Annotated in this window: 24 protein-coding genes and 6 tRNA genes; 8 read left to right on the top strand and 22 right to left on the bottom strand. The window is 62.6% G+C overall.

All coding sequences use genetic code 11. The annotated features are described in order from the left end of the window. Positions 1–14 precede the first annotated feature (14 nt). The 4 genes from ACUXV1_RS18065 to ACUXV1_RS18050 form a co-directional block, all read right to left on the bottom strand. On the bottom strand, positions 15–947 hold the full coding sequence (locus ACUXV1_RS18065) for a dihydroorotate oxidase (protein ID WP_446016127.1): 933 nt from the start codon (positions 945–947) through the stop codon (positions 15–17). 143 nt (positions 948–1,090) lie between these two features. Then, positions 1,091–1,558 carry a bacterioferritin gene (bfr, locus tag ACUXV1_RS18060; RefSeq protein ID WP_043591049.1) on the bottom strand — a complete coding sequence of 156 codons (468 nt, stop codon included), beginning with the start codon at positions 1,556–1,558 and terminating at the stop codon, positions 1,091–1,093. Positions 1,559–1,637: 79 nt separating this feature from the next. Next, a complete protein-coding gene (gene feoB, locus ACUXV1_RS18055) occupies positions 1,638–3,410 on the bottom strand; it encodes a ferrous iron transport protein B (RefSeq protein ID WP_446016126.1) in 1,773 nt (590 codons plus the stop codon). Then, positions 3,407–3,670, bottom strand: coding sequence for a FeoA family protein (locus tag ACUXV1_RS18050; protein ID WP_043638578.1), 264 nt, complete (start codon positions 3,668–3,670; stop codon positions 3,407–3,409). Before ACUXV1_RS18050 ends, feoB begins: the two co-directional genes overlap by 4 nt. Before the next feature lie 174 nt (positions 3,671–3,844). On the opposite strand from ACUXV1_RS18050, the gene dcd reads away from it, so the two are divergent. Next, on the top strand, positions 3,845–4,414 hold the full coding sequence (dcd, locus tag ACUXV1_RS18045) for a dCTP deaminase (RefSeq protein ID WP_019100498.1): 570 nt from the start codon (positions 3,845–3,847) through the stop codon (positions 4,412–4,414). A 270-nt stretch (positions 4,415–4,684) separates the two neighbouring features. Continuing rightward, positions 4,685–5,179 carry a glutathione peroxidase gene (locus tag ACUXV1_RS18040; protein ID WP_081551046.1) on the top strand — a complete coding sequence of 165 codons (495 nt, stop codon included), beginning with the start codon at positions 4,685–4,687 and terminating at the stop codon, positions 5,177–5,179. A 7-nt stretch (positions 5,180–5,186) separates the two neighbouring features. Here ACUXV1_RS18040 and ACUXV1_RS18035 read toward each other — a convergent pair whose 3' ends face one another. From ACUXV1_RS18035 to ACUXV1_RS18010, 6 genes are all read right to left on the bottom strand, one after another. Then, on the bottom strand, positions 5,187–5,600 hold the full coding sequence (locus ACUXV1_RS18035; RefSeq protein WP_081551014.1) for a YchJ family protein: 414 nt from the start codon (positions 5,598–5,600) through the stop codon (positions 5,187–5,189). 2 nt (positions 5,601–5,602) lie between these two features. After that, positions 5,603–6,076, bottom strand: a complete 474-nt coding sequence (locus ACUXV1_RS18030; protein WP_043638583.1) for a hypothetical protein — start codon at positions 6,074–6,076, stop codon at positions 5,603–5,605. A gap of 159 nt (positions 6,077–6,235) precedes the next feature. After that, complete coding sequence (locus tag ACUXV1_RS18025; protein WP_203391259.1) at positions 6,236–6,640, bottom strand: ProQ/FINO family protein; 405 nt, start codon at positions 6,638–6,640, stop codon at positions 6,236–6,238. 485 nt (positions 6,641–7,125) lie between these two features. Next, positions 7,126–8,076, bottom strand: coding sequence for a PfkB family carbohydrate kinase (locus ACUXV1_RS18020; protein WP_081555428.1), 951 nt, complete (start codon positions 8,074–8,076; stop codon positions 7,126–7,128). Beyond that, positions 8,073–9,464 carry a purine-cytosine permease family protein gene (locus tag ACUXV1_RS18015; RefSeq protein ID WP_081555427.1) on the bottom strand — a complete coding sequence of 464 codons (1,392 nt, stop codon included), beginning with the start codon at positions 9,462–9,464 and terminating at the stop codon, positions 8,073–8,075. Before ACUXV1_RS18015 ends, ACUXV1_RS18020 begins: the two co-directional genes overlap by 4 nt. Positions 9,465–9,468: 4 nt before the next feature. Continuing rightward, the gene (locus ACUXV1_RS18010) at positions 9,469–10,479 is read right to left on the bottom strand and encodes an ADP-ribosylglycohydrolase family protein (protein WP_446016125.1); all 1,011 of its coding nucleotides are present in this window, start codon (positions 10,477–10,479) and stop codon (positions 9,469–9,471) included. Between the two features lie 352 nt (positions 10,480–10,831). Between ACUXV1_RS18010 and ACUXV1_RS18005 the strand changes: the two genes are divergently transcribed. Then, the gene (locus ACUXV1_RS18005; protein ID WP_446016124.1) at positions 10,832–11,566 is read left to right on the top strand and encodes a GntR family transcriptional regulator; all 735 of its coding nucleotides are present in this window, start codon (positions 10,832–10,834) and stop codon (positions 11,564–11,566) included. A 74-nt stretch (positions 11,567–11,640) separates the two neighbouring features. On the opposite strand, the gene ACUXV1_RS18000 is transcribed toward ACUXV1_RS18005, so the two are convergent. The 9 genes from ACUXV1_RS18000 to ACUXV1_RS17960 form a co-directional block, all read right to left on the bottom strand. Further along, a tRNA-Leu gene (locus ACUXV1_RS18000) sits at positions 11,641–11,725 on the bottom strand. Positions 11,726–11,930: 205 nt separating this feature from the next. Continuing rightward, a tRNA-Cys gene (locus ACUXV1_RS17995) sits at positions 11,931–12,004 on the bottom strand. A 41-nt stretch (positions 12,005–12,045) separates the two neighbouring features. Continuing rightward, positions 12,046–12,121 (bottom strand) — tRNA-Gly (locus ACUXV1_RS17990). A gap of 30 nt (positions 12,122–12,151) precedes the next feature. Continuing rightward, positions 12,152–12,227, bottom strand: a tRNA-Gly gene (locus tag ACUXV1_RS17985). A gap of 26 nt (positions 12,228–12,253) precedes the next feature. Further along, positions 12,254–12,329: transfer RNA gene (locus ACUXV1_RS17980), tRNA-Gly, on the bottom strand. 26 nt (positions 12,330–12,355) lie between these two features. Further along, positions 12,356–12,431 (bottom strand) — tRNA-Gly (locus ACUXV1_RS17975). 98 nt (positions 12,432–12,529) lie between these two features. Next, complete coding sequence (gene pgsA, locus ACUXV1_RS17970) at positions 12,530–13,111, bottom strand: CDP-diacylglycerol--glycerol-3-phosphate 3-phosphatidyltransferase (protein ID WP_019100077.1); 582 nt, start codon at positions 13,109–13,111, stop codon at positions 12,530–12,532. Positions 13,112–13,223: 112 nt separating this feature from the next. Next, positions 13,224–15,029, bottom strand: coding sequence for an excinuclease ABC subunit UvrC (gene uvrC, locus ACUXV1_RS17965; RefSeq protein ID WP_043637721.1), 1,806 nt, complete (start codon positions 15,027–15,029; stop codon positions 13,224–13,226). Beyond that, positions 15,030–15,464 carry a DUF4124 domain-containing protein gene (locus ACUXV1_RS17960; RefSeq protein WP_446016121.1) on the bottom strand — a complete coding sequence of 145 codons (435 nt, stop codon included), beginning with the start codon at positions 15,462–15,464 and terminating at the stop codon, positions 15,030–15,032. Between the two features lie 161 nt (positions 15,465–15,625). On the opposite strand from ACUXV1_RS17960, the gene guaB reads away from it, so the two are divergent. Beyond that, complete coding sequence (guaB, locus tag ACUXV1_RS17955) at positions 15,626–17,089, top strand: IMP dehydrogenase (protein ID WP_019100074.1); 1,464 nt, start codon at positions 15,626–15,628, stop codon at positions 17,087–17,089. A gap of 211 nt (positions 17,090–17,300) precedes the next feature. On the opposite strand, the gene ACUXV1_RS17950 is transcribed toward guaB, so the two are convergent. Then, positions 17,301–18,164 carry an AraC family transcriptional regulator gene (locus ACUXV1_RS17950; RefSeq protein WP_043637719.1) on the bottom strand — a complete coding sequence of 288 codons (864 nt, stop codon included), beginning with the start codon at positions 18,162–18,164 and terminating at the stop codon, positions 17,301–17,303. Positions 18,165–18,173: 9 nt separating this feature from the next. After that, positions 18,174–19,097 carry a LysR family transcriptional regulator gene (locus ACUXV1_RS17945; RefSeq protein ID WP_081555422.1) on the bottom strand — a complete coding sequence of 308 codons (924 nt, stop codon included), beginning with the start codon at positions 19,095–19,097 and terminating at the stop codon, positions 18,174–18,176. A gap of 162 nt (positions 19,098–19,259) precedes the next feature. Between ACUXV1_RS17945 and ACUXV1_RS17940 the strand changes: the two genes are divergently transcribed. From ACUXV1_RS17940 to ACUXV1_RS17930, 3 genes are all read left to right on the top strand, one after another. Beyond that, positions 19,260–20,876 carry a GMC family oxidoreductase gene (locus ACUXV1_RS17940; protein ID WP_446016120.1) on the top strand — a complete coding sequence of 539 codons (1,617 nt, stop codon included), beginning with the start codon at positions 19,260–19,262 and terminating at the stop codon, positions 20,874–20,876. 83 nt (positions 20,877–20,959) lie between these two features. Further along, complete coding sequence (locus tag ACUXV1_RS17935) at positions 20,960–22,576, top strand: MFS transporter (protein WP_048412025.1); 1,617 nt, start codon at positions 20,960–20,962, stop codon at positions 22,574–22,576. A gap of 84 nt (positions 22,577–22,660) precedes the next feature. Then, on the top strand, positions 22,661–23,539 hold the full coding sequence (locus tag ACUXV1_RS17930) for an alpha/beta fold hydrolase (protein ID WP_081555420.1): 879 nt from the start codon (positions 22,661–22,663) through the stop codon (positions 23,537–23,539). 305 nt (positions 23,540–23,844) lie between these two features. Here ACUXV1_RS17930 and ACUXV1_RS17925 read toward each other — a convergent pair whose 3' ends face one another. Beyond that, positions 23,845–25,338, bottom strand: a complete 1,494-nt coding sequence (locus ACUXV1_RS17925) for a carboxypeptidase M32 (protein WP_446016119.1) — start codon at positions 25,336–25,338, stop codon at positions 23,845–23,847. Positions 25,339–25,629: 291 nt separating this feature from the next. On the opposite strand from ACUXV1_RS17925, the gene ACUXV1_RS17920 reads away from it, so the two are divergent. Then, positions 25,630–26,034 carry a nuclear transport factor 2 family protein gene (locus ACUXV1_RS17920; RefSeq protein ID WP_446016118.1) on the top strand — a complete coding sequence of 135 codons (405 nt, stop codon included), beginning with the start codon at positions 25,630–25,632 and terminating at the stop codon, positions 26,032–26,034. Positions 26,035–26,050 lie beyond the last annotated feature (16 nt).

Below are 26,050 nucleotides of genomic sequence, written 5' to 3'. Positions count from 1 at the left end.
CTTTTTTCATGTGCTCACAGCGTCTTCAGACGCCCGCGGAAGTCCTCCAGCCGCCGATAGCCCTTGGCCTGCATGATGGCGGCCAGTTCCGCCTCAATGCGGTCGAAGGCGCCGACGCCCTCCTCGTGCAGGCAGGTTCCCACCTGCACGGCGGTGGCGCCGGCCAGGATATGCATGAATGCCTCGGCTCCGCTCTTCACGCCTCCGCAGCCGATCACATGCTTGTCCGTCAGCAGCACGGCGAACTCGCGCACATTGGCCAGCGCCGTCGGCAAAACATAATCGCCGCCCAGCCCGCCCAAGCCGCCCTTGGGCTTGATCACCGCGGACTCGCTGTCCAGGTCTATCACCAGGCCGTTGCCCACCGAGTTGATGCAGGTGACGAAGCGCAACAGCGGGAAAGCGTTCAACACCGCGGCCATGGCGGCGAAATGCGCCGGATCGAAATACGGCGGCAGCTTGACGCCGAACGGCCGAGCATAGCCACGGCTGATCGCCTCCAGGGCCTCGGCGCTGGCGGCGAAGTCATAGCCCAACTGCGGCTTGCCCGGCAGATTGGGGCAGGACAGGTTGACCTCGGGCAGGCAAGGCAGCTTGAGCGCCGCCAGCTCGGCCAGAATGGTCAGAGTATCGTCCAGCGTCATGCCGGACACGGACAGGAACAGCGGCTTGGGGTCGTCGTAAGCCTGGGCGTAGTCCAGATAATAGCGGTAGCCCTCGTTGGGAAGGCCCATGGAATTGATGCTGCCCAGCGCGGTGCGTCGGTAACGCGGCTCGGGATTGCCGGCGCGCGCTTCCAGCGTGCAACTCTTGGTCAGCACCGCGCCGGCGGCGGAACGGCGCACCCGCTCCAGTTCCTCCCGCGTGCGGCAATAGACGCCGGAAGCGTTGAACAAGGGGCTGGACATCTTCATGCCCAGCCAGGAAACGGATAGATCCAGCGACATCGCGCCCTCCGGCAAATTTATCTGCCGACGATGATAGACGGAGACGGGCCCGGCCATGCTGCGCCATGTCAAAACCCGCGCGGCGGCGGCAAAACAAACGGCCGCTCGAAAGGCGGCCGTCTCAAGGTCAACATACCCTGCGCTTACATTTGTGACTGAATGTAGTTCTGTTCGCCCACCATATCGATCAGACGCAGCTGCTGCTCCAGCCAGTGGGCGTGATCGTTCTCGGTCTCTTCCAGCAACACCATCAGTTCCTGACGCGTCACGTAGTCCTTCACGCTCTCGCAGTGGGCGACTACTTTTTTCAGCAGATTGCCGACGCGGTACTCCACTTCCAGATCGCTGGCCAGCATCGCCCGCACGTTCTCCCCCACCACGATGGGCACGCGCTTGGCCACATTGGGCTTGCCTTGCAAGAACAGGGTGCGCGCGATCAGCACCCGCGCGTGCGACAGCTCGTCCTCGCGTTCATGGTCGATGCGCTCGAACAGCTTGTGCAGGCCGAAGTCCTTGTACATCTCGGCGTGGATGAAATACTGGTCCGCGGCGGATAGTTCTTCCGCCAGCAGTTCGTTCAGCAACTCGATGGTTTTGGGATCACCTTGCATAACGACCTCTTGTTGTAGTTCAATGACGCCGGCTATCCGCCGGCGCGAACGGAATTCGCAAGCCATTCATTCTAAGCCCTCAAGGCCACAGATGCACGCTGGCTTGGTAAAACACGAACGACAACAGCCAGGCCAGGCCCACCGACCACGCCACCGCCATCGCGGTATAGGACTTGCTGCGCGACTCGCGGTACATCGCCGCCACCGTGGACAGGCAAGGCACGTAGATCAAGGTGAAGATCAGGAAGCTCATCGCCGAACGCCAGTCCAGATGTTGCAGCAGGACAGCGCCCAGACCCGCCTCCGACACCCCGTAGATCACAGCCAGGCTGCCCAGCAGAATTTCCTTGGCGATGAAACCGAACAACAAGGCCGCCGCCAGCTCGTGGCGAATGCCGATCGGGTCCAACACTGGGGCCAACAGGCTGCCCAAGACGTCGGCCAGCGTCTTGCCATCGCCGGCCGGCACATGAGTCAGCAACCAGACCAACACCACCCCCAACAGGATGAAGCTGGAAGCCAGCTGCAGGAAGGCCCGCACCTCGCCCACCGCCCGGCCAAGCAAATGGCTCAAGCCGGGCAGCCGATACGGCGGCACTTCCAGCAAGAAGGCCTCGCCCCCGGCGTAGCGACGCTTGAACACCCAAGCGGTGAACACCGCGACGGCGAAGCTCATCAGATAAAGCCCCATCAACACCCACGGCGCCTGCGCCGCCGTGAACAGCAATCCGGCGAAAAACACCACCACCTGCAGTCGCGCCGAGCACAACGAGAATGGAATCACCAGCATGGTCAGCAGCCGCTGCTTGCGCTCTCGCATCACCCGGGTGCCCAGGATGGCCGGCACATTGCAGCCAAACCCCATCAACTGCATCACGAAGCCGCGGCCATCCAGCCCCAATCGAGCCATAAAGGCATCGGTCAGATAGGCGGCGCGCGCCAGATAGCCGGAATCCTCCACCATCGCCATCAGTACGAAGAACACCAGCAAAATGGGCGCGAAGGTCAGCACCGTCGACACGCCCTGCCAGATCCCGTCCAGCGCCAGGCTCTGCACAATCTCAGGCAACGGCGCGAGCAAGGGCGCCAGCGCCTGCTCCTTGACCCAGTCCAGCCCGGCCCCGGCCAGCTCCTGCAAAGGCGTGCCGATCTGATAAGTCAGATTGAACAACAGCGCCATCAATGCGAAGAACAGCGGCAAACCCAGCCACGGATGCATCAGCCAGTGGTCGATCTTTTCGGTCAGCCTCGCCGGCAGCATCGGCGGCAAGGCCCAGCAGCCGTCCAGCAAGTGTTTGGCCTCCGCCATCGCCGCCTGGGTATCCGGTACCGCGTCCAGCATGGCTCTCGCGGCTGGAGCGTCGTCGTTGGCCAGCCGGTTCAAACTCGCCATCAGCGGCGGCCAGCCTTGCATATGTCTGGCCGACACCAGCGATACCGGCGCGCCCAGACGTTCCGACAAACGCTCCACGTCCAGGCTCACGCCCAATGCCTTGGCCTCGTCCGCCATATTCAGCACAAGCTGGCAATTGAGACCGCTGGCCAACACCTGCAAAGCCAGCGGCAATTGCCGGTCCAACTGGCTGGCGTTGAGCACTAGGATGGCGCCGTCGAAAGCGCTGGCCAGCAACACGTCGCGCACCACCGCCTCATCGTCGGAATAGCCGGTTAAATCATGAACGCCGGGCAAATCCACCAACTCCACCATGTGGCCGCCCAGCAACACCCGCGCGCTGCTCAGTTCTATGGTCAGGCCCGGCCAGTTGCCAACGCGCTGGGACATGCCGGTTAGGCGGTTGAATAAAGTGGACTTGCCGGTGTTCGGCAAGCCGATCAGGGCGAAACGCTTCATGCTTCCACCCTCGCCACGATGAAACGCGCCAGACTGCGCCGCAGCAGGAAGCGGGTGGCGCCGACATCCAGCAACAAAGGTCCGCCCAAGGGCGCCGCCCGGCGCAAATAAAAACGGCACCCCGGCGTCAGACCGAAGGCGGCGACGCGACGCATGGCCTCTTCGGCCAGCTCCAGACGGTCGACCACGCCGTGGCGGCCAGCGGGAAATACATCCAAAGTCAACATGATGATCCGATCAATAACGAGAATGGTTTGCATTAGTATATCCAGCCAAACCACGCGAATATCGGCCAACCGCGGCAATTCCCGCGCTGCTTGACCTGCATCAATAGCATTGTCCTATCCGGATCAGCCTTGGATTATCGATAGCCGCCCACAGCGCTTGCGGTTAAAATCGCGGACAATCAATCGACAAGCTACGGGCCAAAGACAATGAGCATCAAATCGGACAAATGGATTCGCCGGATGGCGGACGAGTACAACATGATCGAACCCTTCGAGGCCAACCAGATCAAGATGGTGGATGGCCAGAAGGTGATCTCCTACGGCACCTCCAGCTACGGCTACGATATCCGCTGCGCCGACGAATTCAAGGTATTCACCAATATCAACAGCACCATCGTCGATCCTAAAAACTTCGACCCCAACTCCTTCGTGGAAGTCTCCGGCAAGGGCTATTGCATCATCCCGCCCAACAGCTTCGCGCTGGCTCGCACCGTCGAATATTTCCGCATTCCGCGCTCGGTGTTGACCGTATGCCTGGGCAAGTCCACTTACGCCCGTTGCGGCATCATCGTCAACGTCACCCCGTTCGAGCCGGAATGGGAAGGCTACGTAACCCTGGAGTTCTCCAACACCACGCCGCTACCGGCCAAAATCTACGCCAACGAGGGCGTGGCCCAGGTGCTGTTCTTTGAATCCGATGAAATTTGCGACGTGTCCTACAGTGACCGCGCCGGCAAATACATGGGCCAGGTGGGCGTGACGCTTCCGCGCCCCTGAACCGCTTCCCACCTGCAAAAAAGGGATGGCCTGGCCATCCCTTTGTCATTTAAACAACGCCAAATCCGTCCTCGCAATTTCACCTTAATGTTCTAGGATAAACAGAGGGTTAGCTGACTTTCCCGGTTGGTCGGCCCTTGTACAGCAATTGATTTCTTCTTGGGGCGTAGCGGTTCCCCCTTGCCGTTGCGCCCCTTTTTTTATCTCCCTGCTCAATTGCTCTTCTTCCGGTTTCTTGCCATGATCTTCGCTTTGGCGAAGGGCGGAAACATGCCGGACATATATGATTTTTCCATTGAGACTTTAAACGGACCGACGTTGCCGCTGGCGAACTATCGCGGCAAAGTGCTGCTGTTGGTCAACACCGCCAGCGAATGCGGCTTCACCTCGCAATTGGCAGGCCTGGAACAACTGTACCAGCGCCACCGCGATCAAGGCCTCGAAATCATCGGCTTTCCCTGCAATCAGTTCGGCGGCCAAGAACCGGGGAACGCCTCCGCCATCGGTCAGTTCTGTCAAAAGAACTTTGGCGTCAGTTTCGCCTTGTCCGCCAAGATTGATGTCAATGGAGCGGATGCGCATCCGCTATGGCGCTATCTCGCCGCCGCCAAGCCTGGTCTACTGGGCAGCCGGCGCATCAAATGGAATTTCACCAAGTTTCTGATCGATGGCGAGGGGCGCATCCGCGGGCGTTTCGCCCCCTACGTCAAGCCGGCGGCGCTGGAGCGCGTGATCGAAAGCCTGCTGCCGACATCCGCCGCCTGAACCGAGTTCAGCTCAACTCGCCGGACACGTAGAACCAGCGGCCGTCCTCGCGCGCAAAGCGGCTGCGCTCGCGCATGCGCTCGGCCTTGCCGCTCACTTTATAGCGCGCGGTAAACTCCACCCACCCTTCGGCGTCGGCCTCGCCGCCGGCCTCTGTCGCCAGCACCTCCAGGCCCAGCCATTTGACCACGCCTGCATCCGCGGCCAGGTCCAGCGCCTGCGGCCGGGTACTGGGATGCCAGCTCGCCAGCAGATACGCCTCGTCGCCGCGCGCGTAAGCGGTATAGCGCGAACGCATCAAGGCCACCGCCGTGGGCGCAGGCTCGCCGCCCTCGCTCAGGTAACGGCCGCAACAGGCCGCGTAATCGCCGCCCAGTCCGCAGGGACAGCCGGCAGCGTCCGGCTTGGCTTTCTTGCCCATGTTCAAGCTCCCAAGGCCGGCAAGCCGTAGAGTTTGAGCAGGAAGTTAGTGAACGCGGGATCCGCCGGCTTGGGATTCATCTTGGGCCAGCGCCTCATCCACTCCCGCAAACGCTCATCCATCTTGGCTCGGAACGTATCCTGATCAATGCGCCCCGCCTCGCGCTCCACCGTCAGATAGCGGTACATGGCGAAGGTGTTGTCGTCGACGGGGTTGGACCCCACTGCCTTGAGCCGGAATGCGCCCAACTGATCAGCAGCCGCCAGCCTGGTCAGTTCGCCGCTCTTGACCTTGTCTGCCAAACGGTTGGCCTCACGCAACAAAGCGTCCGACTTGGCGGTGGGCGCCGGAGCCGTCTGCTGCCGGCCCTTGGCCGGAGAGGAAGGATGCGAACTGATGGGCGCGCCCAGTTGTTGCAACGCGCTGCAAGCGGACAAGCTCAGGGCCATGGCGGCCCACAAGAAAAGACGTTTCATGCCGGGTATTCTACTCCTGTCCTGATTCGGCGCCGCCGCGCGGCGCGTTCTGCTGCGACCGCCTCGCCGGTGCCAATGTTCCGCCTCGCCAATGCAAAACAGCCTGACAAACGGATCTGTCAGGCTGTTTTACGTTCTTGCCACGAGGCCGCGGCACGCTTATTCCGCGGCGTCGCCAGCGGGTTCGGCCGGAGCCGCAGCAGCCGGGGCCGGGGCCGGCTTGGGCGCGGACATTTGTTCCGCCGCCTTTTTCTCTTCCGCGCTCACTTCGCCCACCGGCTTGTTGGCCAGATCGAAACGCTTGCCGCCGCGCGCCAGTGACTTGACGTAGCGCGGCTTGCGACAGTGATTGGCCACCACGCGGGAGATCAGCGTCGAGTCGAACTGCGGCAAGGCCGCGATCAGGCTCTCATGGATGCCCAAGGCCAGCGGACGAAACTGGCGGAAAACGTCGAACTTGCTGTAAACATGATCCGCGATCATCTCGGTCTGCTTTTTCTTGGACAGACTTTGTACAGCGGACTTAAGTGCAGCACCGAGTGCCGTTTCAGTATTTGGCTTCATGAACTTCTATCTAGATCCATTGATGCAAAAGCAGCGCATGCTGCCTAATCAAGCGAAGCGCTGCAACCAGCCGCCCGGCCAGCTTGACAGCTGGCGAAAAAATGACGACATCGTAACCAGGCTTGACCAACACGCGCAGACAAGACGTCTGCGCGCCGTGAAAAATTTCCAATCATGCAGGGTATCCGGGAGCCGGACCCAAGCGGGCGGCCTGCCGGGACAGGGCCATGACCCCGCACCCATCGGCCCGCCCTGCTTGTCGACAGCGGAGCCAACTTGACGCAATGGAGGAAAGCGCCAAACGGAATCCTCCGGGCGCCCCATTGCCGGGCAGGCGCTCACGAGGGTGGGAGAGTACTAAGTAATGCCCCTTTATGTCCAGCACTTGACGCCAATTGCGGCGTTTCCACTCCTATCCGTCTGTCTTTTGCCACGTTATCCGCGCCCAGCCGGCCTCCCTTGCTTCACACGCCCCCTAAGGCGGCTCACAGGCAAGCAGCGGGGAAGCGGCGGTTCAAGCTGTCCCAATCCGTCGCCGCGTCCGGTCCGGCGCTCGCCACCACACAGGCGGCCAGCCGATTGCCTAGATCCACCGCGTAATGCAGCGGCCAGCCGCTGGATAAACCGGCCAACAAACCGGCGCAATGCGCGTCGCCCGCGCCTATGGTGTCCACCACCGAAACTTGATAGCCGGGCAGATGCCATGGGTCGTAGGTGCCCGGACAGACCCAGGCGCCGTCCTGGCCCAAGCGGCAGATCAGCGTCAACTGGTAGTCTTTGGCGAAACGCTGTGCAGCCGCCACCGGATCACCCTGGCCGCACAATATGGCGATCTCGTCCCGGTTCAACGTCAATAAGGTTTCCGTCTCGCTCAGGCTGGACAGAAACGCCGGCTCCAGCAAGGCGACGCGCGGACCGGGGTCGATCACCCGCAACTGTTCCGACGGCAAGGCCAACAGCCAGGCGCGCAGCGCCCGCCCGCCTTCTCCCGCCAGTTCATAGCCGTTGGCGTACACCAAGGCGTCGGCGGGCAAGGGCAACGCGTCCAGTTGCTCGCGACTCCACTCCCCTTCGCAGCCGGTGATGGAGATGAAGCTGCGCTCTCCGCTGGGCTCCACCATGGCCACGCACCAACCATTGTCGCGATTCGCGTTGCGCAACAGCACCGGCAGTCCCAACTCCCGCATCGCCCGGTCTACCGCCGCGCCCCAGGGCCCGTTGCCCACCGGCATGCCGTTGATCACAGGAGCGTTCAACTGACAAAGCGCCCTCGCCACATTGAAGGCGCAGCCGCCGATTTGGCGCTCCTGCTGCAAGGCCTCTACATCGCCGCCGCTTCGCGGCAGTTCCGGGAGAGTCAGCACCACATCTCCCACAGCGCCGCCCAAAGCCAGAATCGCCTTGGTCGGATGATAACTTGGACACGGAATGGTCATGCGCGTCGCTCCTTCAGCAACAGATACAAGCCGTAAGCCAGCAAGCTGGTTCCAAAAGACACAAACAAGCCAAGGCTGGAATCCGCGAAAACACCCACCGCCAACGGACCGTCGATAAAGCCGGTCTTGCTCACCAGCAGGCCGCAGGCCGCGCCCAGCAGCCAGCACAGCAAGGGCCCGCCGCGAAAGGCCTGCCGCCCCTCGCCGGACAAGGCCGCATCGTCATAACCTTGGCGATGACGCAGCAGCAGGTAATCCAGCACAAACACCGCCTCCCAGGCCGCCAGGAACACGCCGCAGAACAGCAGGAAGGAAATGAAGGGCCCCAGGAAATCGCTGGAGACGAATAAAACGTAAGCGGCGATCGCCAACACGATCAGCGCATTGATGGAAACCGCCTGCGCCTGCCTGACCTTGACGCCTATGGTCAGCAGATTGAGGCTGGCCGAATACAGGCTGAGCACGGCCATGGTCACGATGCCCGCGGTCGCGGTCAGCAGATAGGGCACCGCCATCCAGGCCGGCAGCACCGCGCCGATTTTGGCAATGGGATTGGCCGCGCTGGCCAGGTCCGGAATCTGCGCCGACAGCAGCACGCCAGTGAAGATCAGCAGCATCAAGGGCAGCGACGCCCCCGCCATCACCGCCCCGAAAATGCCGCTGTTGGATGAGCCGGCCCGCTGATAACGGCTATAGTCCGCGCCGGCGATCGCCCAGCTAATGCCGGTGCCCGCGGCGATCACCGACACCGCCGGCCAGAAGCCAGTCAGCCAGTTGCCGTCCGGCCGCGCCATGATGGCGCCCCAGTCAGCCGTCGACGCCACATACAGGATCACCACCAGAGTCATGCTGCCGAAAATCCGGCTTAACCAACTTTGCATCCACACCACGGTAGCCTGTCCCAGCAGGCTGACCACGATGGTCAAGCCGATGAACAAGAACAAACACACAGCGGTCAGCAAACGACTCTCCGCCATGCCCAGCGCCTGGCACAGCGCCGCCAGCGTCAAAGCGCCGGTCACCACGTTGACCGCCTCCCACCCCATCAGATTGAACCAGCTGAAGGCGGTGGGCGCGGCGTTACCGCGCAGTCCGAAGATGGCCCGCGACAAGGTCAGCGTGGAGGTGCGGCCGCGCCGGCCGGCGATGCTGGTCACCCCCACCAGGGCAAAACTGGCCACCCCCAGCGCCGCAGCCAGCAAAGACTGGAAGAAGGACAGCCCGAAGCTGGTGACGATGCCGCCGTAAACCACGCCCAGGATGCCGATATTGGCCGCTAGCCACACCCAGAACAACTCGACGGGCCTCCCCTTGCACTCATGCTCCGGCACTTGTTCGATGCCCGCGCTCTCCAGTCGCCAGCCCTCTGCTGCTTGTACATCGCTCATCTGCTCACCCCCTAAACCGCAATGCGCTCAAAGCCCGCGCGTAAGATTCGAAATCAACGCCATTCACTTTCCGGATGCGCTCCCGCCATTCGGCGGGCAACGCGTCCGCGCCTCGCAAGGCGCCGCATACCGCGGTGGCCATCGCGCCGATGGTGTCGGTGTCGCCGCCCAGATTGGCCGCCAGCACCGCGCAACGGCGCGGGTCGCCTTGCGCGCAATCCACCAAGGCCAAGGCGGTCGGCACCGACTCTATCGTGTCCATGCCGGCCCCCAGCGTGCGGTACAGCTCGGCAACCACGGCCGCATCGTCCCGTCCCCGCAAACGCGCCGCCACCTCGAATCCCCAATCCAAACGCCGGCTCAGCAGAGGGCTGAACGTGGTGATGCGCTCCAGCTGCGCCTGCTCGGCGACCCCAGGCAGTTCTGCCTGGATGCAGGGCCAATCCGCCCCCTCCACCGCTCGGGACACCGCCCAAGCGATAGCCGCGGCCCCGGCCACCGCGATATCGGACTGATGGGTGGGACTGCAGCTTAGCCGCACCGCATGAATAAAAGCCTCGCGGTTCGCGCTGGGTAATAAGCAGCCCAGGGGAGCCACTCGCATCGCCGCCCCGTTGGTAATGCCGTTGGCGCCCAGCGAGTCGATGGACCGGCCGGACAAAATCGCCCTCAGCGCAGCCTTCGAACTGGGTCCTAAAATGTTCTTGTTGAAGGCGTCGACGCCCTCGGCCCAAGCGATGATGTTGGCGGCGATGCGCTCGGGCTCCACCGCCCCGTCGGCGGCGATCAAGGCGTCCATCAATGCAATGGCCTGCTGGGTGTCGTCGGTGAATTCGCCGGCGACAAACTCGGAAGCGGCGAAGTTCTCGGCGGGGCCGGGCAGGAAGTCGTCTATCCAGCCAAAGAACGTCTGCACCTGCCGTTGCGGCCACAGTTCGGAAGGCATGCCCATCGCATCCCCCGCCGCCTGCCCGTAAAGAGCCCCAAGAATGGACTGGTAGCCCTTGCTAATCATTGTCAAACCACTTCTCTCCGCCAGGATGCCAACGCCGAAGTCCGTTTAAGGCCCTGTTTATGGTCTGCTGCAAACGAGCGATACGGCGCTGAAAACGGCTTCAAAATACTCATGTACCGTCTGTACACTCCGCTTTTTCAGCCGTTTTCGCCTTGTCTTGCCCTTGCTCGCGAGATCGTAAACACGTTCTAAGGACTTTGATTGGCATCGTATGATAAGTCCAATGCAAATCCAATAGCACATAACCATACTATTGATCAGGAAAGCATGCCAGAAAGCTTGAGCCGCTCTCCCCATGCCTTCCGGCATTGATTTAGACTGGAACGCGCACGCACAGGAGCTTTCATACGATATGAGCGATATTCTGGAATGCTTGGTCGCCAGCCTACGGCAGCCTGGCACTATGCCGCGTTATCTGATGATCGCCGACGCGCTGGAACAAGCCATCCGGCGACATCAGTTGGCCGAAGGGACTTTCCTGCCGACAGAGCGGCTGATGGCGGAAAAACTGGGGCTGTCGCGCGTCACGATCAGCAAAGCGATGGCGGAGCTGGAGCGCAAGCGGCTGATCACGCGCCAGCAAGGCCAAGGAACACGCGTCGCGCAGGCTTTCCGCTACTCGCTCAATGACAAAGGCGGATTCACCGAGCAAGTACTGCGCAGCGGCGGCAGCGTGGCCAATCAATGGCTGCTGCGGCAGCGTGAACGCGCGCCGGCCGCCATCGCCGGTCTGCTGCGGCTGCCCGCCGACGCGGACATCGCCAAGCTACGCCGCCTGCGGATGATGGACGGCACGCCGGCTGCGCTGGAGACCACCTATATCCCGCTGACCTATCTACCGGAGCCGGAGCGTCTAGAACACTCGCTCTACCAGTGGTGGGAACAGCATGGCGTGGAGATCGGCCATAAGCACTTCCGCCTGGCCTCCTGCCCGGCAGACCCAGACAGCGCCGCCCTATTGCATGTCCAGACCGGTACGCCGCTGCTGCGCATCCAGCAGACTAGTTTGAACTCGGCGGAACAGGTATTGGAATTCAGCGAAGTTTTGTGCCGCAGCGATCTCTATGAATTCGAGGTGCGGCTTTAAGAGAGGCCGAAAAAAAACCCGCCCAGCGCCTGGCTGTGCGGGTCGTTTTCGTCTCGTGGACGGTTTTGCCGTAGTGGTGCCCCGGGCCGGAATCGAACCGGCACGACCGAAGTCGAGGGATTTTAAGTCCCTTGTGTCTACCAATTTCACCACCGGGGCGGGCAAAGAGACGGCGATTCTATCCCAGAGCCGGCCCGCTGGCAAACAGGGATGGCAATCAAGGCCATGGCACGCCGCTACGGAGAACTGCGGACTTGATTCCAATCCGTGATAAAAGAGAAAAAACCACTCTGAGCTTGGCGATTACGAGTGCGGGCCAAACAAAGCAAAAGCCCCGCAAGTCTTTGACTTACGGGGCTTTAACTGGAGGCGGGGGTCGGAATCGAACCGGCGTAGACGGATTTGCAATCCGCTGCATAACCACTTTGCTACCCCGCCGTTACCGGCGAACTGTCAGCTTACGCTGACCGTTGTGAATTTGGAGCGGGAAACGAGGCTCGAACTCGCGACCTCAACCTTGGCAAGGTTGCGCTCTACCAACTGAGCTATTCCCGCAGGGTACGGCAACAACAAGCATGCGGACACTGGAGCGGGAAACGAGGCTCGAACTCGCGACCTCAACCTTGGCAAGGTTGCGCTCTACCAACTGAGCTATTCCCGCGTCGCACAATGCTATTGCAGAAGTTTTGGAGCGGGAAACGAGGCTCGAACTCGCGACCTCAACCTTGGCAAGGTTGCGCTCTACCAACTGAGCTATTCCCGCGTCGCATAACGCTATTGCAGAGGATTTGGAGCGGGAAACGAGGCTCGAACTCGCGACCTCAACCTTGGCAAGGTTGCGCTCTACCAACTGAGCTATTCCCGCATTCAAAACTGCTGCAATACTTCTGCTTTCTCTTCGCTGCTGCTGGAGCAGCGCTGAGAGATGCGAATTATAAGGATTTATCAGGCACTGTCAACACTTCAAACATCAATTTTTTTCCCGGAAAACTCCTTGGCAGCCATCCGAAGATAATAAACCATTGACCACAAAGTCAAAATCACCGCCAAAACCATGAAGGCGTTGCCCAAAATTAATGTGGAGACGCCGGGAAGCAGCGGCCCGGCATAGAGCAGCAATAGAATAGCCACCATCTGCGCCGTGGTTTTGAGCTTGCCGATATAGGCCACCGCCACGCTCTTGCGAGTGCCCATTTCCGCCATCCATTCGCGCAGCGCGGAAATCGCGATCTCGCGGCCGATGATGATCATAGCCATCCAGCCCTCGGTGCGCCCCATCTGAACCAGCAGGATCAAGGCCGCGGCGACGATCAGCTTGTCCGCCACCGGGTCCAGGAAAGCGCCGAAGGCCGAGGTCTGCCCCAGCTTGCGCGCCAGGTAGCCGTCCAGCCAATCGGTGATCGCCGCCAATGCGAAGATGGCGGCGCCTACCTGATTGCGGCTTTGCAGCAGCAGGACGGAATCCGGCAAAAAGAAAACCGCTACGCAGATAGGGATCAGGGCAACCCTGAGCCAGGTCAGGAATATCGGCAAATTGAAGGGCATCGGTGTCAGTAATCTTATTGTTTGCGGCTCGGTCAAAAACTGCGCGCTCGCCCCAAGCCACAACGGGACGCACAGCGATGGTTACAGTGTATAAACGATGGCGCGCCGGCAATCAATGCAGCGCGTTGTAAATCTTCTCCGCCAGCGTGCGACTGATGCCGTCCACCTGAGCCAGGTCGTCCATGCTGGCGGCGGCCACGCCGCGCAGGCCGCCAAAACGCATCAGCAGCTGTTGCCGCCGCTTGGCCCCCACCCCCGGAATCTCCTCCAATGTGGACGCGGTGCGCGCCTTGGCGCGCCGCGCGCGGTGGCCGGTGATAGCGAAGCGGTGGGCCTCGTCGCGCACCGTCTGGATCAAATGCAGCGCAGGATGGTCCTGCCTCAACTGCAGGCTCTTGTCCAGATACGGCAGGATCAACGTTTCCAGGCCCGGCTTGCGCTCTTCGCCCTTGGCGATGCCGACGATGGGCAGGTTCAGGCCGATTTCGGCGAACACCTCCAAGGCCACGCCCACCTGCCCTTTGCCGCCGTCGATGAACACAGCATCCGGCAACTTGCCCTCTCCCGCCGCCAGCTTGCCGTAGCGACGTGACAGAACTTCGCGCATCGCGGCGTAATCGTCGCCGGGCTTGGCGGTTTCAATATTGTAGCGCCGGTATTCGCTTGGCTGCATCGCGCCCTTATCGTAGATCACGCAGGAAGCCACCGTGGCTTCTCCCATGGTGTGACTGATATCGAAGCATTCAAAGCGGCCGGCGCCCTCCAACTCCAATACCTCGTTGAGCTGGGCCAGCCGCTGGTTCTGGGTGGCTTTGCTGTTGGCCCGCTGCATGATGGCCAGCTCGGCGTTCTTTTCCGCCATTTCCAGCCATACCCGCCGCTCCCCTATGGGGTTGCTGGCGATGGCCAGCTTGCGCTCGGCTTGCCGCTCCAGGTGCTGACGCAAGGTATCGGAAATTTCGCCGTTGATGATGATGGCCGGCGGCAAGGGCGCGCCCAGATAATGCTGGGCCAGGAAGGCCTCCAGGCTGTCCGCCAGTTCGCCCTCCTCCCCGCTGACCGGGAAAAAGCTTTTGTCGCCCAAATGACGGCCGCCGCGAATCATCACCAGATTGACGCAAAGCATGCCTTCCCGCTGTACCGCGGCCACCACGTCGCAATCTTGCTGGCTGGAGTTGCTGGAAACGAACTGCTTCTCCTGCACCCGCGCCAGCGCCTGAATCTGGTCTCGCAGCTCCGCCGCCTGCTCGAACTCCATCGCCTCGGCCGCTGCCATCATGCGCTGGGTCAAACCGTCGATCAGCTCGCTCTGGCGGCCTTGCAGGAAAGCCACCGCGCTGGCCACGTCGCGCGCGTAGTCTTCCTTGGAGACATGATCAACGCAAGGCCCGGAACAGCGCTTGATCTGATACAGCAAACAGGGGCGGGAACGGTTGGCGAACACCGCGTCTTCGCAGGTGCGAAGCCGGAACACTTTTTGCAGGATCTGGATGCTCTCGCGCACCGCGTAGCCGTTGGGATACGGGCCGAAATACTGGTTCGGACGCTTGGGGTCGCCGCGGTAATAGGCCATCTGCGGAAAGGCGTGGCCGGTCAACATCAGATAGGGATAGGACTTGTCGTCGCGAAACAGAATGTTGTAACGCGGCGTCAATGCCTTGATCAGATTGTTTTCCAGGATCAGCGCTTCCGCTTCGGAGCGCGTAACCGTGGTTTCAATATCGGCGATCTGGCGCACCATCAGCTGGATGCGCGGCGACTGGTCGTTCTTCTGAAAGTAGGAACTGACCCGCCGTTTCAAATCGATGGCTTTGCCGACATAAAGCACGCTGCCCGACGCGTCGAGCATTCGATACACGCCGGGCAGATTGGGTAGGGAAACCAATACCGCCTTGTAGTCAAAAACCGTTTTCGCCACTTATTTTCCACACCAGATCTGCACATTGGCCTGCGCCTGGGCGATCAGTTCATTGCGCTGGGCGTCCGAGGCCAGCGCATTGGAACCCGGCATGCGGATGCGGCTATTGGTCTGCACCGTGGCCAGTTGAGTGCGGGCGTTCTGGCAATTCTGCTCGCGGATCTTGGCGTTGGCCTCCGCGACCTTGGCGTTCTCCGCGGCGATCCTGGCGTTTTCCCCGCTCGCGTCCTTGTCCGCGGCCTTTTTGCTTTCCTTGACCGGCGCCGAGGCGGGCGCCGGCACGCGCGTATTCATGCGGCGGGCGTTGACGCTGGGCGGCGGCTGATCCGAGTACACGGTTTTTCCGGCCTCGTCCTTCCATACATAGACTTCCGCGCTGGCGGCGGCGGAGCCCAGCAAAGCCAGCAAAAAGGTCCATACTAAGGTTGACTTCATCATCGACTCCCTGACCCGAATTGCGCTGCAGATACTCAAATTGTAAGGCCTGCGCGGCCGGTCGGCAAAAAGGTAACAGGGTTGCGGGCGGAAAGCCCGTTTTTTTGCAATAGCGGCAATGCCTCGGTATAATGCCGCTTTGCCGCAAAGGAAACGCCAAGATGCGTATCATCGAGAAAGCCTATACTTTCGACGACGTTCTCCTCGTCCCGGCCCACTCTGAAGTTCTGCCGCGCGACGTAGTCCTCTCCACCAAGCTTACCCGCAACATCACCCTGAACCTGCCCTTGGTGTCCGCCGCCATGGACACGGTGACCGAAGCCCGTCTTGCCATCGCCATGGCTCAAGAAGGCGGTATCGGCATCGTGCACAAAAACATGGACCCCGCGAAACAAGCCAGCGAAGTGTCCAAGGTGAAACGCCATGAAAGCGGCGTGGTCAAGGATCCCATCACCATCGCCCCGGACATGCTGGTGCGCGACTTGGTGCTGCTGACCCGCCACCACAAGATTTCCGGCCTGCCGGTGATCGAAAACGGCAAGGTGGTCGGCATCGTCACCAACCGCGACCTGCGCTTCGAGACCCGCCTGGACCAGACCGTCGGCTCCATCATGACCCCGCGCGAGCGTCTGATCACCGTCAAGGAAGGCGCCAGCATCGACGAGGCCCGCGAGTTGATGCATACCCACCGCCTAGAGCGCGTGCTGGTGATCAACGACGCCTGGGAGTTGAAGGGCCTGATCACGGTCAAGGACATCATCAAGACCAGCGAGCACCCCAACGCCAATAAAGACAGCCAAGGCCGTCTGCGCGTGGGCGCGGCCGTCGGCACCGGCGGAGACACCGAAGAGCGCGTGATCGCGCTGGTGAAGGCCGGCGTGGACGTGATCGTGGTCGATACCGCCCACGGCCACAGCCAGGGCGTGATTGAGCGCGTGCGTTGGGTGAAGAAGAATTTCCCGCAAGTGGACGTGATCGGCGGCAACATCGCCACCGCCGCCGCCGCGATGGCGCTGGTTGACGCCGGCGCCGACGGCGTCAAGGTCGGCATCGGCCCCGGCTCCATCTGCACCACCCGCATCGTAGCCGGCGTGGGCGTGCCGCAGCTGACCGCCATCCACAATGTATCCGAGGCGCTGAAAGGCACCGGCGTGCCGATGATCGCCGACGGCGGCATCCGCTTCTCCGGCGACATCTCCAAGGCGCTGGCCGCAGGCGGCAACTGCGTGATGCTGGGCGGCATGTTCGCCGGCACCGAGGAAGCCCCCGGCGAAGTCGAGCTGTTCCAGGGCCGCTCCTACAAGTCCTACCGCGGCATGGGCAGCCTGGGCGCGATGAGCCAGGGCTCGTCCGACCGCTACTTCCAGGACAACGAAGGCAATGTGGAAAAGCTGGTGCCGGAAGGCATCGAAGGCCGCGTGCCGTACAAGGGCTCCATCGGCCAGGTGATCCACCAGTTGGTGGGCGGCCTGCGCTCCTCGATGGGCTACCTTGGCTGCGCCACCATCGCCGACATGCACGCCAAAGCGGAATTCGTGGAAATCACCTCCGCCGGCATCCAGGAGTCTCACGTCCACGACGTGCAGATCACCAAGGAAGCGCCGAACTACCACGTATCCCGCTAAGAATCTGTTTACGATCTGCTGCGCGTCGGCGATACGGCGTTGAAAACAACTTCGAAATGCTCATGTACTCCATGTACATTCCGCTTTCTCAGTTGTTTTCGCCTTGTCTCGCTCTAGCTCGCAAGATCGTAAGTACGCTCTAGGGTCGTCCTTTACGGCAAAACCCGCGCCAAACGGCGCGGGTTTTTTCATGGTTGAACCACAAGCGCGGTCAGGCCAGCGACAACATCAGCCGCGTGCGCAAGGCTGTGGGCGGATTGTCGTAAGGCGAATTCAAATACTCTTCCACGCACGGCACGCCGCCAAGCGCGCGCCCGCTGCCGGGCAGCCAGTGCCGGTACAACCAGGACCAGACCGTGGACAGCTCCGCGTACGGTCCCAGGTGCGTCACGCAAGCGTACTCCCCGGCGGGAATCTCCCCCCATTCAAACCCATCCGGCAGCGGCCGCTCCTGCCAGGAATCCGGCACAGTCACGCAGGCGATGGAGCGCAGCTTGGCTTCCTCCGTTTGTTCCGCATCATCCAGATACATGCCGAATACGCGACCTGGCGCGTCGCCGACTGCGCAACCCGGACTGATGGCCTGCAAAGCGCCAAAGGCTTGGCCGATCTCCATATAACTGCCGACATGGCGGCGCATCAGCACCTTCAGCCCCTTATCCTGCTTGAGCAATGTCACTTCATGCATAACGGTCTCCCAGTCTTGCCTAGAAATGAACGCTCTGCGCTGGCGATAGCGGCCCGGACTCTCGCCGTAAGCCCTGGCGAAGGCCCGGACGAAAGCCGCGGTGCCGCCGTAGCCAGCACGCGCCGCCACCCTCGACAAAGGGAGCGAGCCGCCGTCCAACTGCCCGGCCGCGCGATGCAGCAACAGCCGCTGCCGGGTCTCCCCCACCGTTTCGGCCATCAGGCCGCGATACACGCGGTGAAAGTGAAAGGGCGACAAGCAAGCCTCCTCCGCCAACCTTTCCAGCGGCACCGGCCCATCCAGATGGCGCCACAGGTAGTCCAGCACCCGCAGCATCCGCCATAAATACGGCGAATCCGGGCCGCCGTTGCGATAGAGCGTTCTCATGAAGTGAGCTTATCCCGCATCGATTGATTCGTTTTGCTGAGTTGGCTGTTGCAGCAGCAGCCATTGCATGCTCTGGCACACATCCACCACGAAATCCCACACCACGCGATAGCGCAGCGTGCGGCGGATGTCGCTGCGGCCGCTGATCCAGTACGAGCGGATGATGCGCAGCTCCGGCAGTAGTTGACGCAGCCGCGCGTCGTCGTAGGTCAGGTAATACGGTAGCACCGCAATGCCGCCGTCGGCCAGCGCCGCCTGCTGCTGGCCCACCACGCTGGTGCAGCGCAGATTAATCAGCGGGTTGCGGCACAGACCGCGGTGAAACATCAGTTCGCGCGAGAACAGCAAGTCGTCGACATAGCCGACGATGGGATGCCCGGCCAGGTCCTCGCGCTCGCGAATGGGCTCATGCGCGTCCAGATAGGTCGGTGTCGCGTACAAGCCCAGGCAGTAATCGGTCAGCTTGCGCGTCACCACCATATTGGCCTGCGGCCGCTCCAGCGCGATGGCGATGTCCACCTCGCGGTTGGTGATGCTGACGAAGCGCGGCACCGACACCAGGTCGATCTCCAGCGCCGGATAGCGCGCCATCAGCCGCGGCAAGTGCCGCGACAGGAATAAGGAACCCAAGCCTTCCGGCGCGCCCAAGCGCACCAGGCCGGCCACCTCCACATGCCCCACCCTCGCCTCGTCCTGCATCCGGGACGCGGTGTTTTCCAGTTGCTCCGCCAGCGGCAGCAGCTGCCGGCCTGCCGCGGTCAACTGATATCCGTCCGGCTGCTGCACAAACAACGGCTGGCCCAACTGCCGCTCCAACTGCTCGATATGCCTGGCCACTGTCGCATGGGTGGTACGCAGTTGCCGGGCCGCCGCCAGCAGTTTGCCGCTGCGCTGCAAGGCCAGAAAATAACGGATGTCGTTCCAGTCGAACATTGCACCCTCCTCGCGTTTATGGTGCGCTTGCACACAACGATGGCAAGCTTCAACTGCACTGCTGTTAGAAAACTAACAGCCATTGTTCCGCTCTGGCTATTCCCAGTCCGGCCCGGCTTGATCTTATATGGTGGCGATACTGACGTCATAGGAAAGCGCGGCATGCAGGTATTGGCGGAGACATTCGACTACATCATCGTCGGCGCGGGCAGCGCCGGTTGCCTGCTGGCCAACCGCCTGTCGCGCAATCCGCGGCTCCGCGTGCTGCTACTGGAAGCCGGCGGCGAGGACAACTACCCCTGGATACACATCCCGGTGGGCTACCTCTACTGCATCGGCAATCCGCGCACCGACTGGTGCCTGCGCACCGCGCCCGAGCCCAGCCTTGGCGGGCGCAGCCTCAACTACCCGCGCGGCAAAGTGCTGGGCGGCTGCTCCTCGATCAACGGCATGATCTATATGCGCGGCCAGGCCGCGGACTACGACGGCTGGGCGGCCCAGGGCTGCCCCGGCTGGAGTTGGGACGAAGTGCTGCCGGACTTTTTGCGCATGGAGGACCACTTCGACAGCGCCCGCGCCCAGCACGGCCACGGCGGCGAATGGCGGGTGGAACGGCAGCGGCTGTCCTGGAAGATTCTGGACGCTTTCCGCGACGCGGCGGAGCAGAGCGGCATCGCCCCAGTGGACGACTTCAATCGCGGGGACAACGCCGGCTGCGGCTATTTCGAAGTCAACCAACGGGGCGGGCTGCGCTGGAACACCGCCAAAGCCTTTCTACGCCCCGCGCGCCAGCGCCCCAACCTCACTGTACTGACCCATGCCGAGGCGGAAACCTTGCTGCTGGAGGACGGCCGCGCCATCGGTATTGCATTCCTGCAACAGCGGCAGCGCTGGCAAGCGCGCTGCCGCGGCGAAATCATCCTGGCCGCCGGCGCCGTCGGCTCCCCGCTTTTGTTGCAGCGCAGCGGCATCGGCCCCGCCGCGCTGCTGCAAGAACACGGCGTCGCCGTGCGTCATGCGCTGCCCGGTGTCGGCGCCAACCTGCAAGACCATCTGCAACTGCGCATGGTGTTCAAGGTCAGCGGCGCGCGCACGCTGAACCAGCTGGCCAATAGCTGGACCGGCAAGCTGGCCATGGGCTGGGAATACCTGTGGCGGCGCAGCGGACCGCTGGCGATGGCCCCCAGTCAGCTGGGCGCCTTCGCCAAATCCGGCCCGGAACAGCCACGCGCCAACCTGGAATACCATGTGCAACCGCTGTCGCTGGAACGCTTCGGCGAACCGCTGCACCCCTTCCCCGCCTTCACCGCCTCGGTATGCGATCTACGCCCGCTCAGCCGCGGCCGGGTCGCCATCGGAGGCGCGGGGCTGGATGCCGCGCCGCTGATCCAGCCCAACTATCTCAGCCACCCGCAGGATCGCGCCGTCGCGGTGGCCGCGCTGCGGCTGACCCGACGCATCGTCGCCGCGCCGGCGCTCACGCGCTACCGGCCGGAGGAATACCTGCCCGGCCTCGCCGCCCAGAGCGACGAGGAACTGGCCGCCGCCGCCGGCCGCATCGGCACCACCATTTTCCATCCGGTAGGCACCTGCAAAATGGGACAGGATACCGATGCGGTAGTCGATGCCAGACTGCGCGTTCACGGACTATCCGGATTAAGAGTGGCGGACGCCTCCATCATGCCCTCCATCACCTCGGGCAACACCAATTCGCCCACGCTGATGATCGCGGAGAAAGCCTCCCGCATGATTTTGCAAGACCGCCCCGCGCCGGACTGAGCGGCGCTGCGCAACATCGGCCCACCCAAACAGAGGAAGCCCACTTCCCGACCCACAACTTGTCGCAAAGAGGAGACAGCACCATGAGCAGCACCCTGACGCCCGCCGCCACGGCGGGGCACACGATCAGCAGCTCCGAGCGCAAAGTGATCTTCGCCTCGTCGCTGGGCACCGTTTTCGAGTGGTACGACTTTTTCCTGTACGGCGCGCTGGCCGCGGTGATCAGTAAACAGTTCTTCGCCGGCGTCAATGAAACCACCGCCTTCATCTTCGCGCTGATGACCTTCGCCGCCGGCTTCCTGGTGCGGCCGTTCGGCGCGCTGCTGTTCGGCCGGCTGGGCGACATGATAGGCCGCAAATACACCTTTCTCGCCACCATCCTGATCATGGGCGTCTCCACCTTCCTGGTGGGCCTGCTGCCCGGCTACGCCAGCATAGGCATCGCCGCGCCCATCCTGCTGGTGCTGCTGCGCATGTTGCAGGGCCTGGCGATAGGCGGCGAATACGGCGGCGCGGCCATCTACGTGGCCGAGCACGCGCCGGACCACAAACGCGGCGCCTACACCAGCTGGATCCAGGTCACCGCCACTGCCGGCCTGCTGCTGTCCCTGCTGGTGATCCTGGCCTGCCGCAAACTCACCGGCCCGGCTTTCGACGACTGGGGCTGGCGCTTGCCCTTCCTGCTGTCGCTGGCGCTGCTGGCCATCTCCACCTGGATACGGCTGTCGATGCACGAGTCGCCGGCCTTCCTGAAAATGAAGGCCGAGGGCAAGCACTCCAAGGCGCCGCTGACCGAATCCTTCACCAACTGGAAAAATCTGCGCATCGTGCTCACCGCCCTGTTCGGCATCAACGGCGGCCAGGCGGTCACTTTCTACTGCGCGCAGTTCTATTCGCTGTTCTTCCTCACCCAAATCCTCAAGGTCGACTCACAGATCGCCACCCAGTTGCTGGTGGTTTCCCTGCTGATCGCCGCCCCGCTATTTCTGTACTTCGGCTACCTGTCCGACCGGATCGGCCGCAAGCCGGTGATGTTGACCGGCCTGCTTCTAGCGGCTCTGCTGACCTTTCCCGCCTTCAAATGGCTGACCGCCTACGCCAGCCCGGACATCGCCAACGCCGCGCGCCAGGCGCCGGTGGTGGTGGTGGCGGACCCGGCCAGCTGCCGTTTCCAGTTTGATCCGGTGGGCAAGGCCAAACTCAACACCAGCTGTGACCAGGCCAAGGCCTTGCTGGCCAAGAACGGCGTGCCCTACCAGCGTGAGGCCGCGCCCGCCGGCGGCGAAACCCAGATCAAGGTGGGCGGACAGACGCTGACCGGCTTCGACAAGGCCGCGCTGCTGGCCGCGCTGAAACAGGCCGGCTACCCGGACAAGGCCGACCCGGACAAGATCCACTACCCGATGGTGATAGCGGTGCTGGTGCTGCTCAGCCTGATCGCCGCCATGGTCTACGGCCCGCTGGCCGCCACCATGGTGGAGCTGTTCCCCACCCGCATCCGCTATACCTCGATGTCGCTGCCGTATCACATCGGCAACGGCTGGATAGGCGGCCTGTTCCCCACCGTGGCGTTCTCGCTGGTGGTCTACACCGGCGACATCCTCTACGGCCTGTGGTATCCGGTCATCGTCTACAGCGTCAGCTTCGTGGTCTGCCTGTTGGGCTTGAAGGAGACGCACCGCGCCGACATCCATCAATAAGCTCCTTCCCACGCGCACGGCGGACCTCCCGGTTCGCCGTGTTTCTGGGTAGACTGGGGCTTTCGTCCCACCGCCCGCGCCGCCATGCCGATTCAACGTCTCAGCCAGTCCGAAACCCTGATCCTCAACCGCCACCGCTATCATCTGCGCCGCTGGGGCCCTAGCAATGCGCCGCTGCTGGTGCTGCTGCACGGCTGGATGGACAGCTCGGCCACCTTCCAATTCCTGGTGGACGCGCTGCCGGACGGCTGGCAAGTGGCGGCGCCGGACTGGCGCGGCTTTGGCGACAGCGACTGGAACCACGGCAGCTATTACTTCCCCGATTACCTGGCCGACCTCGACGCGCTGCTGGACGCGCTGTCGCCGCAACAGCCGGTCAAGCTGCTGGGCCACAGCATGGGCTCGATGGTCGCCGGCATCTACGCCGGCACCCGCCCCGAGCGCATAGAAAAGCTGGTGCTGGCCGAAGGCTTCGGCCTGGCCGCCACCAAGCCGGCGGAAGCGCCTGGCCGCTACGCGCGCTGGCTGCGCGAAACCCGCGCGGCGCCCGAGTTCGGCGACTTGCAATCACTGGACGCCGTGGCCGCCAAGCTGCTGGAACGCAACCCCAGGCTGACGTCGGAGCGGGCCCAATGGCTGGCGGGCGAACTGACCCGGCAGCGGGACGACGGCCTCTACTACCGCGCCGACCCGCGCCACAAAATGGTCAACCCGGTGCTGTACCGGCTGGAGGAAGCGATGGCCTGCTGGCAGCGCATCAGCGCGCCGGTGCTGTGGGCGCTGGGCGGCGACACCGACGACCACCCGCTGGCCAAGAGCGTGGCCGCCAGCATACCGCAGCGTCGCGCCTGCTTCGCCCAACTGCAAGAAATCGTGATTGCCGACGCCGGCCATATGCTGCAATGGGAACAGCCGGAAGCGCTGGCGGCGGCGATCCACGCGTTTTTCAGCCAACCCCAATAAGAACGTGTTTACGATCTCGCGAGCTAGGGTGAGACAAGGCGAAAACCGCTGAAAAAGCGGAGTGTACACACGGTATATGCGCATTTTGAAGATGCACTCACCGAGCCACGTTTCACGACGCGTAGCAGATCGTAAACAGGCTCCAAGAACCGCTAACAAAACCGCGTAGCGTACCTGAGCCAAGCCGCACCGACGCAGGCAGTACTAGTAGTAGGACAAGGAGGTGCAACGCAGGATCAGGGGTTTTGTTAGCGGGCCTAAAAAAAGCGCGGCCTAGCCGCGCTTTTCATGGTTGACCTACCAAATCAAACACCTAAATAACGCCGCTCCAGATGCGCCTTGAAGTGCGCCGGGTTCAGCGTCTCGCCGGTGGCGCGGCGTACCAGCTCGTCCGTGCTCCAACGGCTACCCTGGCTCCAGATATTGGCGTTCAACCAATCAAAAATAGGCTCCAGATTGCCAGCCGCCACCTTCGCGTCCAGCTCCGGTTCAGCGCGGCGCAGGCTGGCGAAATACTGCGCCGCGTACATCGCGCCCAGCGTGTAGCTGGGGAAATAGCCGAAGCCGCCATCGGTCCAGTGGATGTCCTGCATGCAGCCATTGGTGTAATTGCCGCGGGTGTCCACGCCCAGATAAGCTATCATCTTTTCGTCCCACAGCACCGGAATATCCTCGGCCTCGATCTCGCCGTCCATCAGTGCGCGCTCGATCTCGAAACGCAGAATCACATGCGCCGGATAACACAACTCGTCCGCGTCCACACGGATGTAACCCGGCTGCACCCGGCTGTACAAACGCTGCAGATTATCCAGCGCAAACGCAGGCTGCTCGCCAAAATGGCTGCGGATCAGCGGAGCGATCAACTGCAGGAAGGCCGGGCTGCGGCCCAGTTGCATCTCGAAGGACAGGCTCTGGCTTTCATGGATGCCCATGGAGCGCGCGCGGCCCAGCGGCTGCTCCAGCCAGTCCTTGGGCAGATTCTGCTCGTAACGGGCGTGGCCGGTTTCGTGGACGATGCCCATCAGACTCTGGACGAAATCATCGTCGCGGTAGCGGGTGGTGATGCGCACATCCTCCGGCACCCCGCCGCAGAAGGGATGGCTGCTGACATCCAGCCGGCCGCCATCAAAATCGAAGCGCAGCAGTTTCATCGCCTCCACGCCCAGCGCGCGCTGCCGCTCCACCGCGAACGGCCCTACCGGCTCAATCACCGTTTCCGACGCCTGCTTGGCGCGCGTGCGGTCGATCAGGCCCGGCAGCCAGGATTTCACCTCGGCGAAAATGCGCTCGATCTCCACGCTCTTCATCCCCGGCTCGTACTTGTCCATCAGCGCGTCGTAGCGGCTGCCGCCGCTGGCCTCGGCCAGCAGACGGCCCTCCTCGCGCGACAGCTTGACCACTTCGCGCAGGTTTTCCAGAAAACCCTTCCAGTCGTTGGCCGGGCGCTGGCTGCGCCAGGCGTGCTCGCAGCGCGCGCCGGCCAGGGTCTTGGCCTCCACCAGCTCCGCCGGCAGCAGATTGGCCTGCGCCCACTCGCGGCGCATTTCGCGCAGATTGGCGCGCTGCAGCTCGTCCAGGTTTTCCTGCTCCGCCGCGTCCAACTGTTCCTTCAGCTGCGGCGCGGTGATGATGCCGTGGGTCAGCACCCCCAGCTCCGCCAGCGCGGCGGCGCGGGCGTTGTTGCCCTTGCTCGGCATCATTGCCGCCTGGTCCCAACCGGCGATGGCGCCAAGGTGGCTAAAGCGGTGCAAGCGGGCGAAAGTGTGGGTCAATGCCTGGTAGGCGGATGTGTGCGTCATCTTGTCTCCTCTATAAAAGAACCGGTTTACGGGCTGCTGCGCGTCGGCGATACGGCGTTGAGAACCGCTTCAGAATGCTCATGTAGTCTTGTACATTGCGCTTCTTCAGCAGTTTGCGCCTTGTCTCGCTCTAGCTCGCGAGATCATAAACACGCTCTACTTGTAAAAGCATGATGCCATCAGACTATTTGATCTGACAACTTCCGCCCCAAAACCCGCAAAAGCCGCGTATTGACAAGGATTTTGATTTTGTACATTATCAATATCCCATGACTAGCATGAGGTAAAATCATGCCATCCATCGCCGCTCAACTCTTCCTCGCCTACCTGGACCGCGACTGGGAGCGCGCGCGCCGCTTGCTGTGCGACGACGCCGTGATGCTATGGCATTGCAGCGGCGAGTGTTTCCGCGGCGCGGAAGCCATCGTCCACGTCAACCGCGTTTATCCAGAGGGCTGGAGCATCCGCCTGCTGCAGGACAATCTACTGACCGACGGCCGCTGGCACGTGGTGGCGCAAGTGGACCACGGCGCGGCGCGCTTCTTCGCCAATTCGCTGTTCACGCTGGAGCACGGGCTGATCAGCCAGATAGAGGAATACTGGGCCAGCGCCGAAGCGCCGCCGGCCTGGCGCCGGGGCTTGCCGGGCAGGGCCCGGCTTGAGGCTACGGTGGTGGAAGCATCTGGAATGGAATAGCGGACCGGTCAGCCCG

The sequence above is a fragment of the Chromobacterium sp. W521 genome, assembly GCF_052805975.1.
Note: the sequence above shows the minus strand (reverse complement) of the source record. Positions and strands in the feature narration are given on the sequence as shown.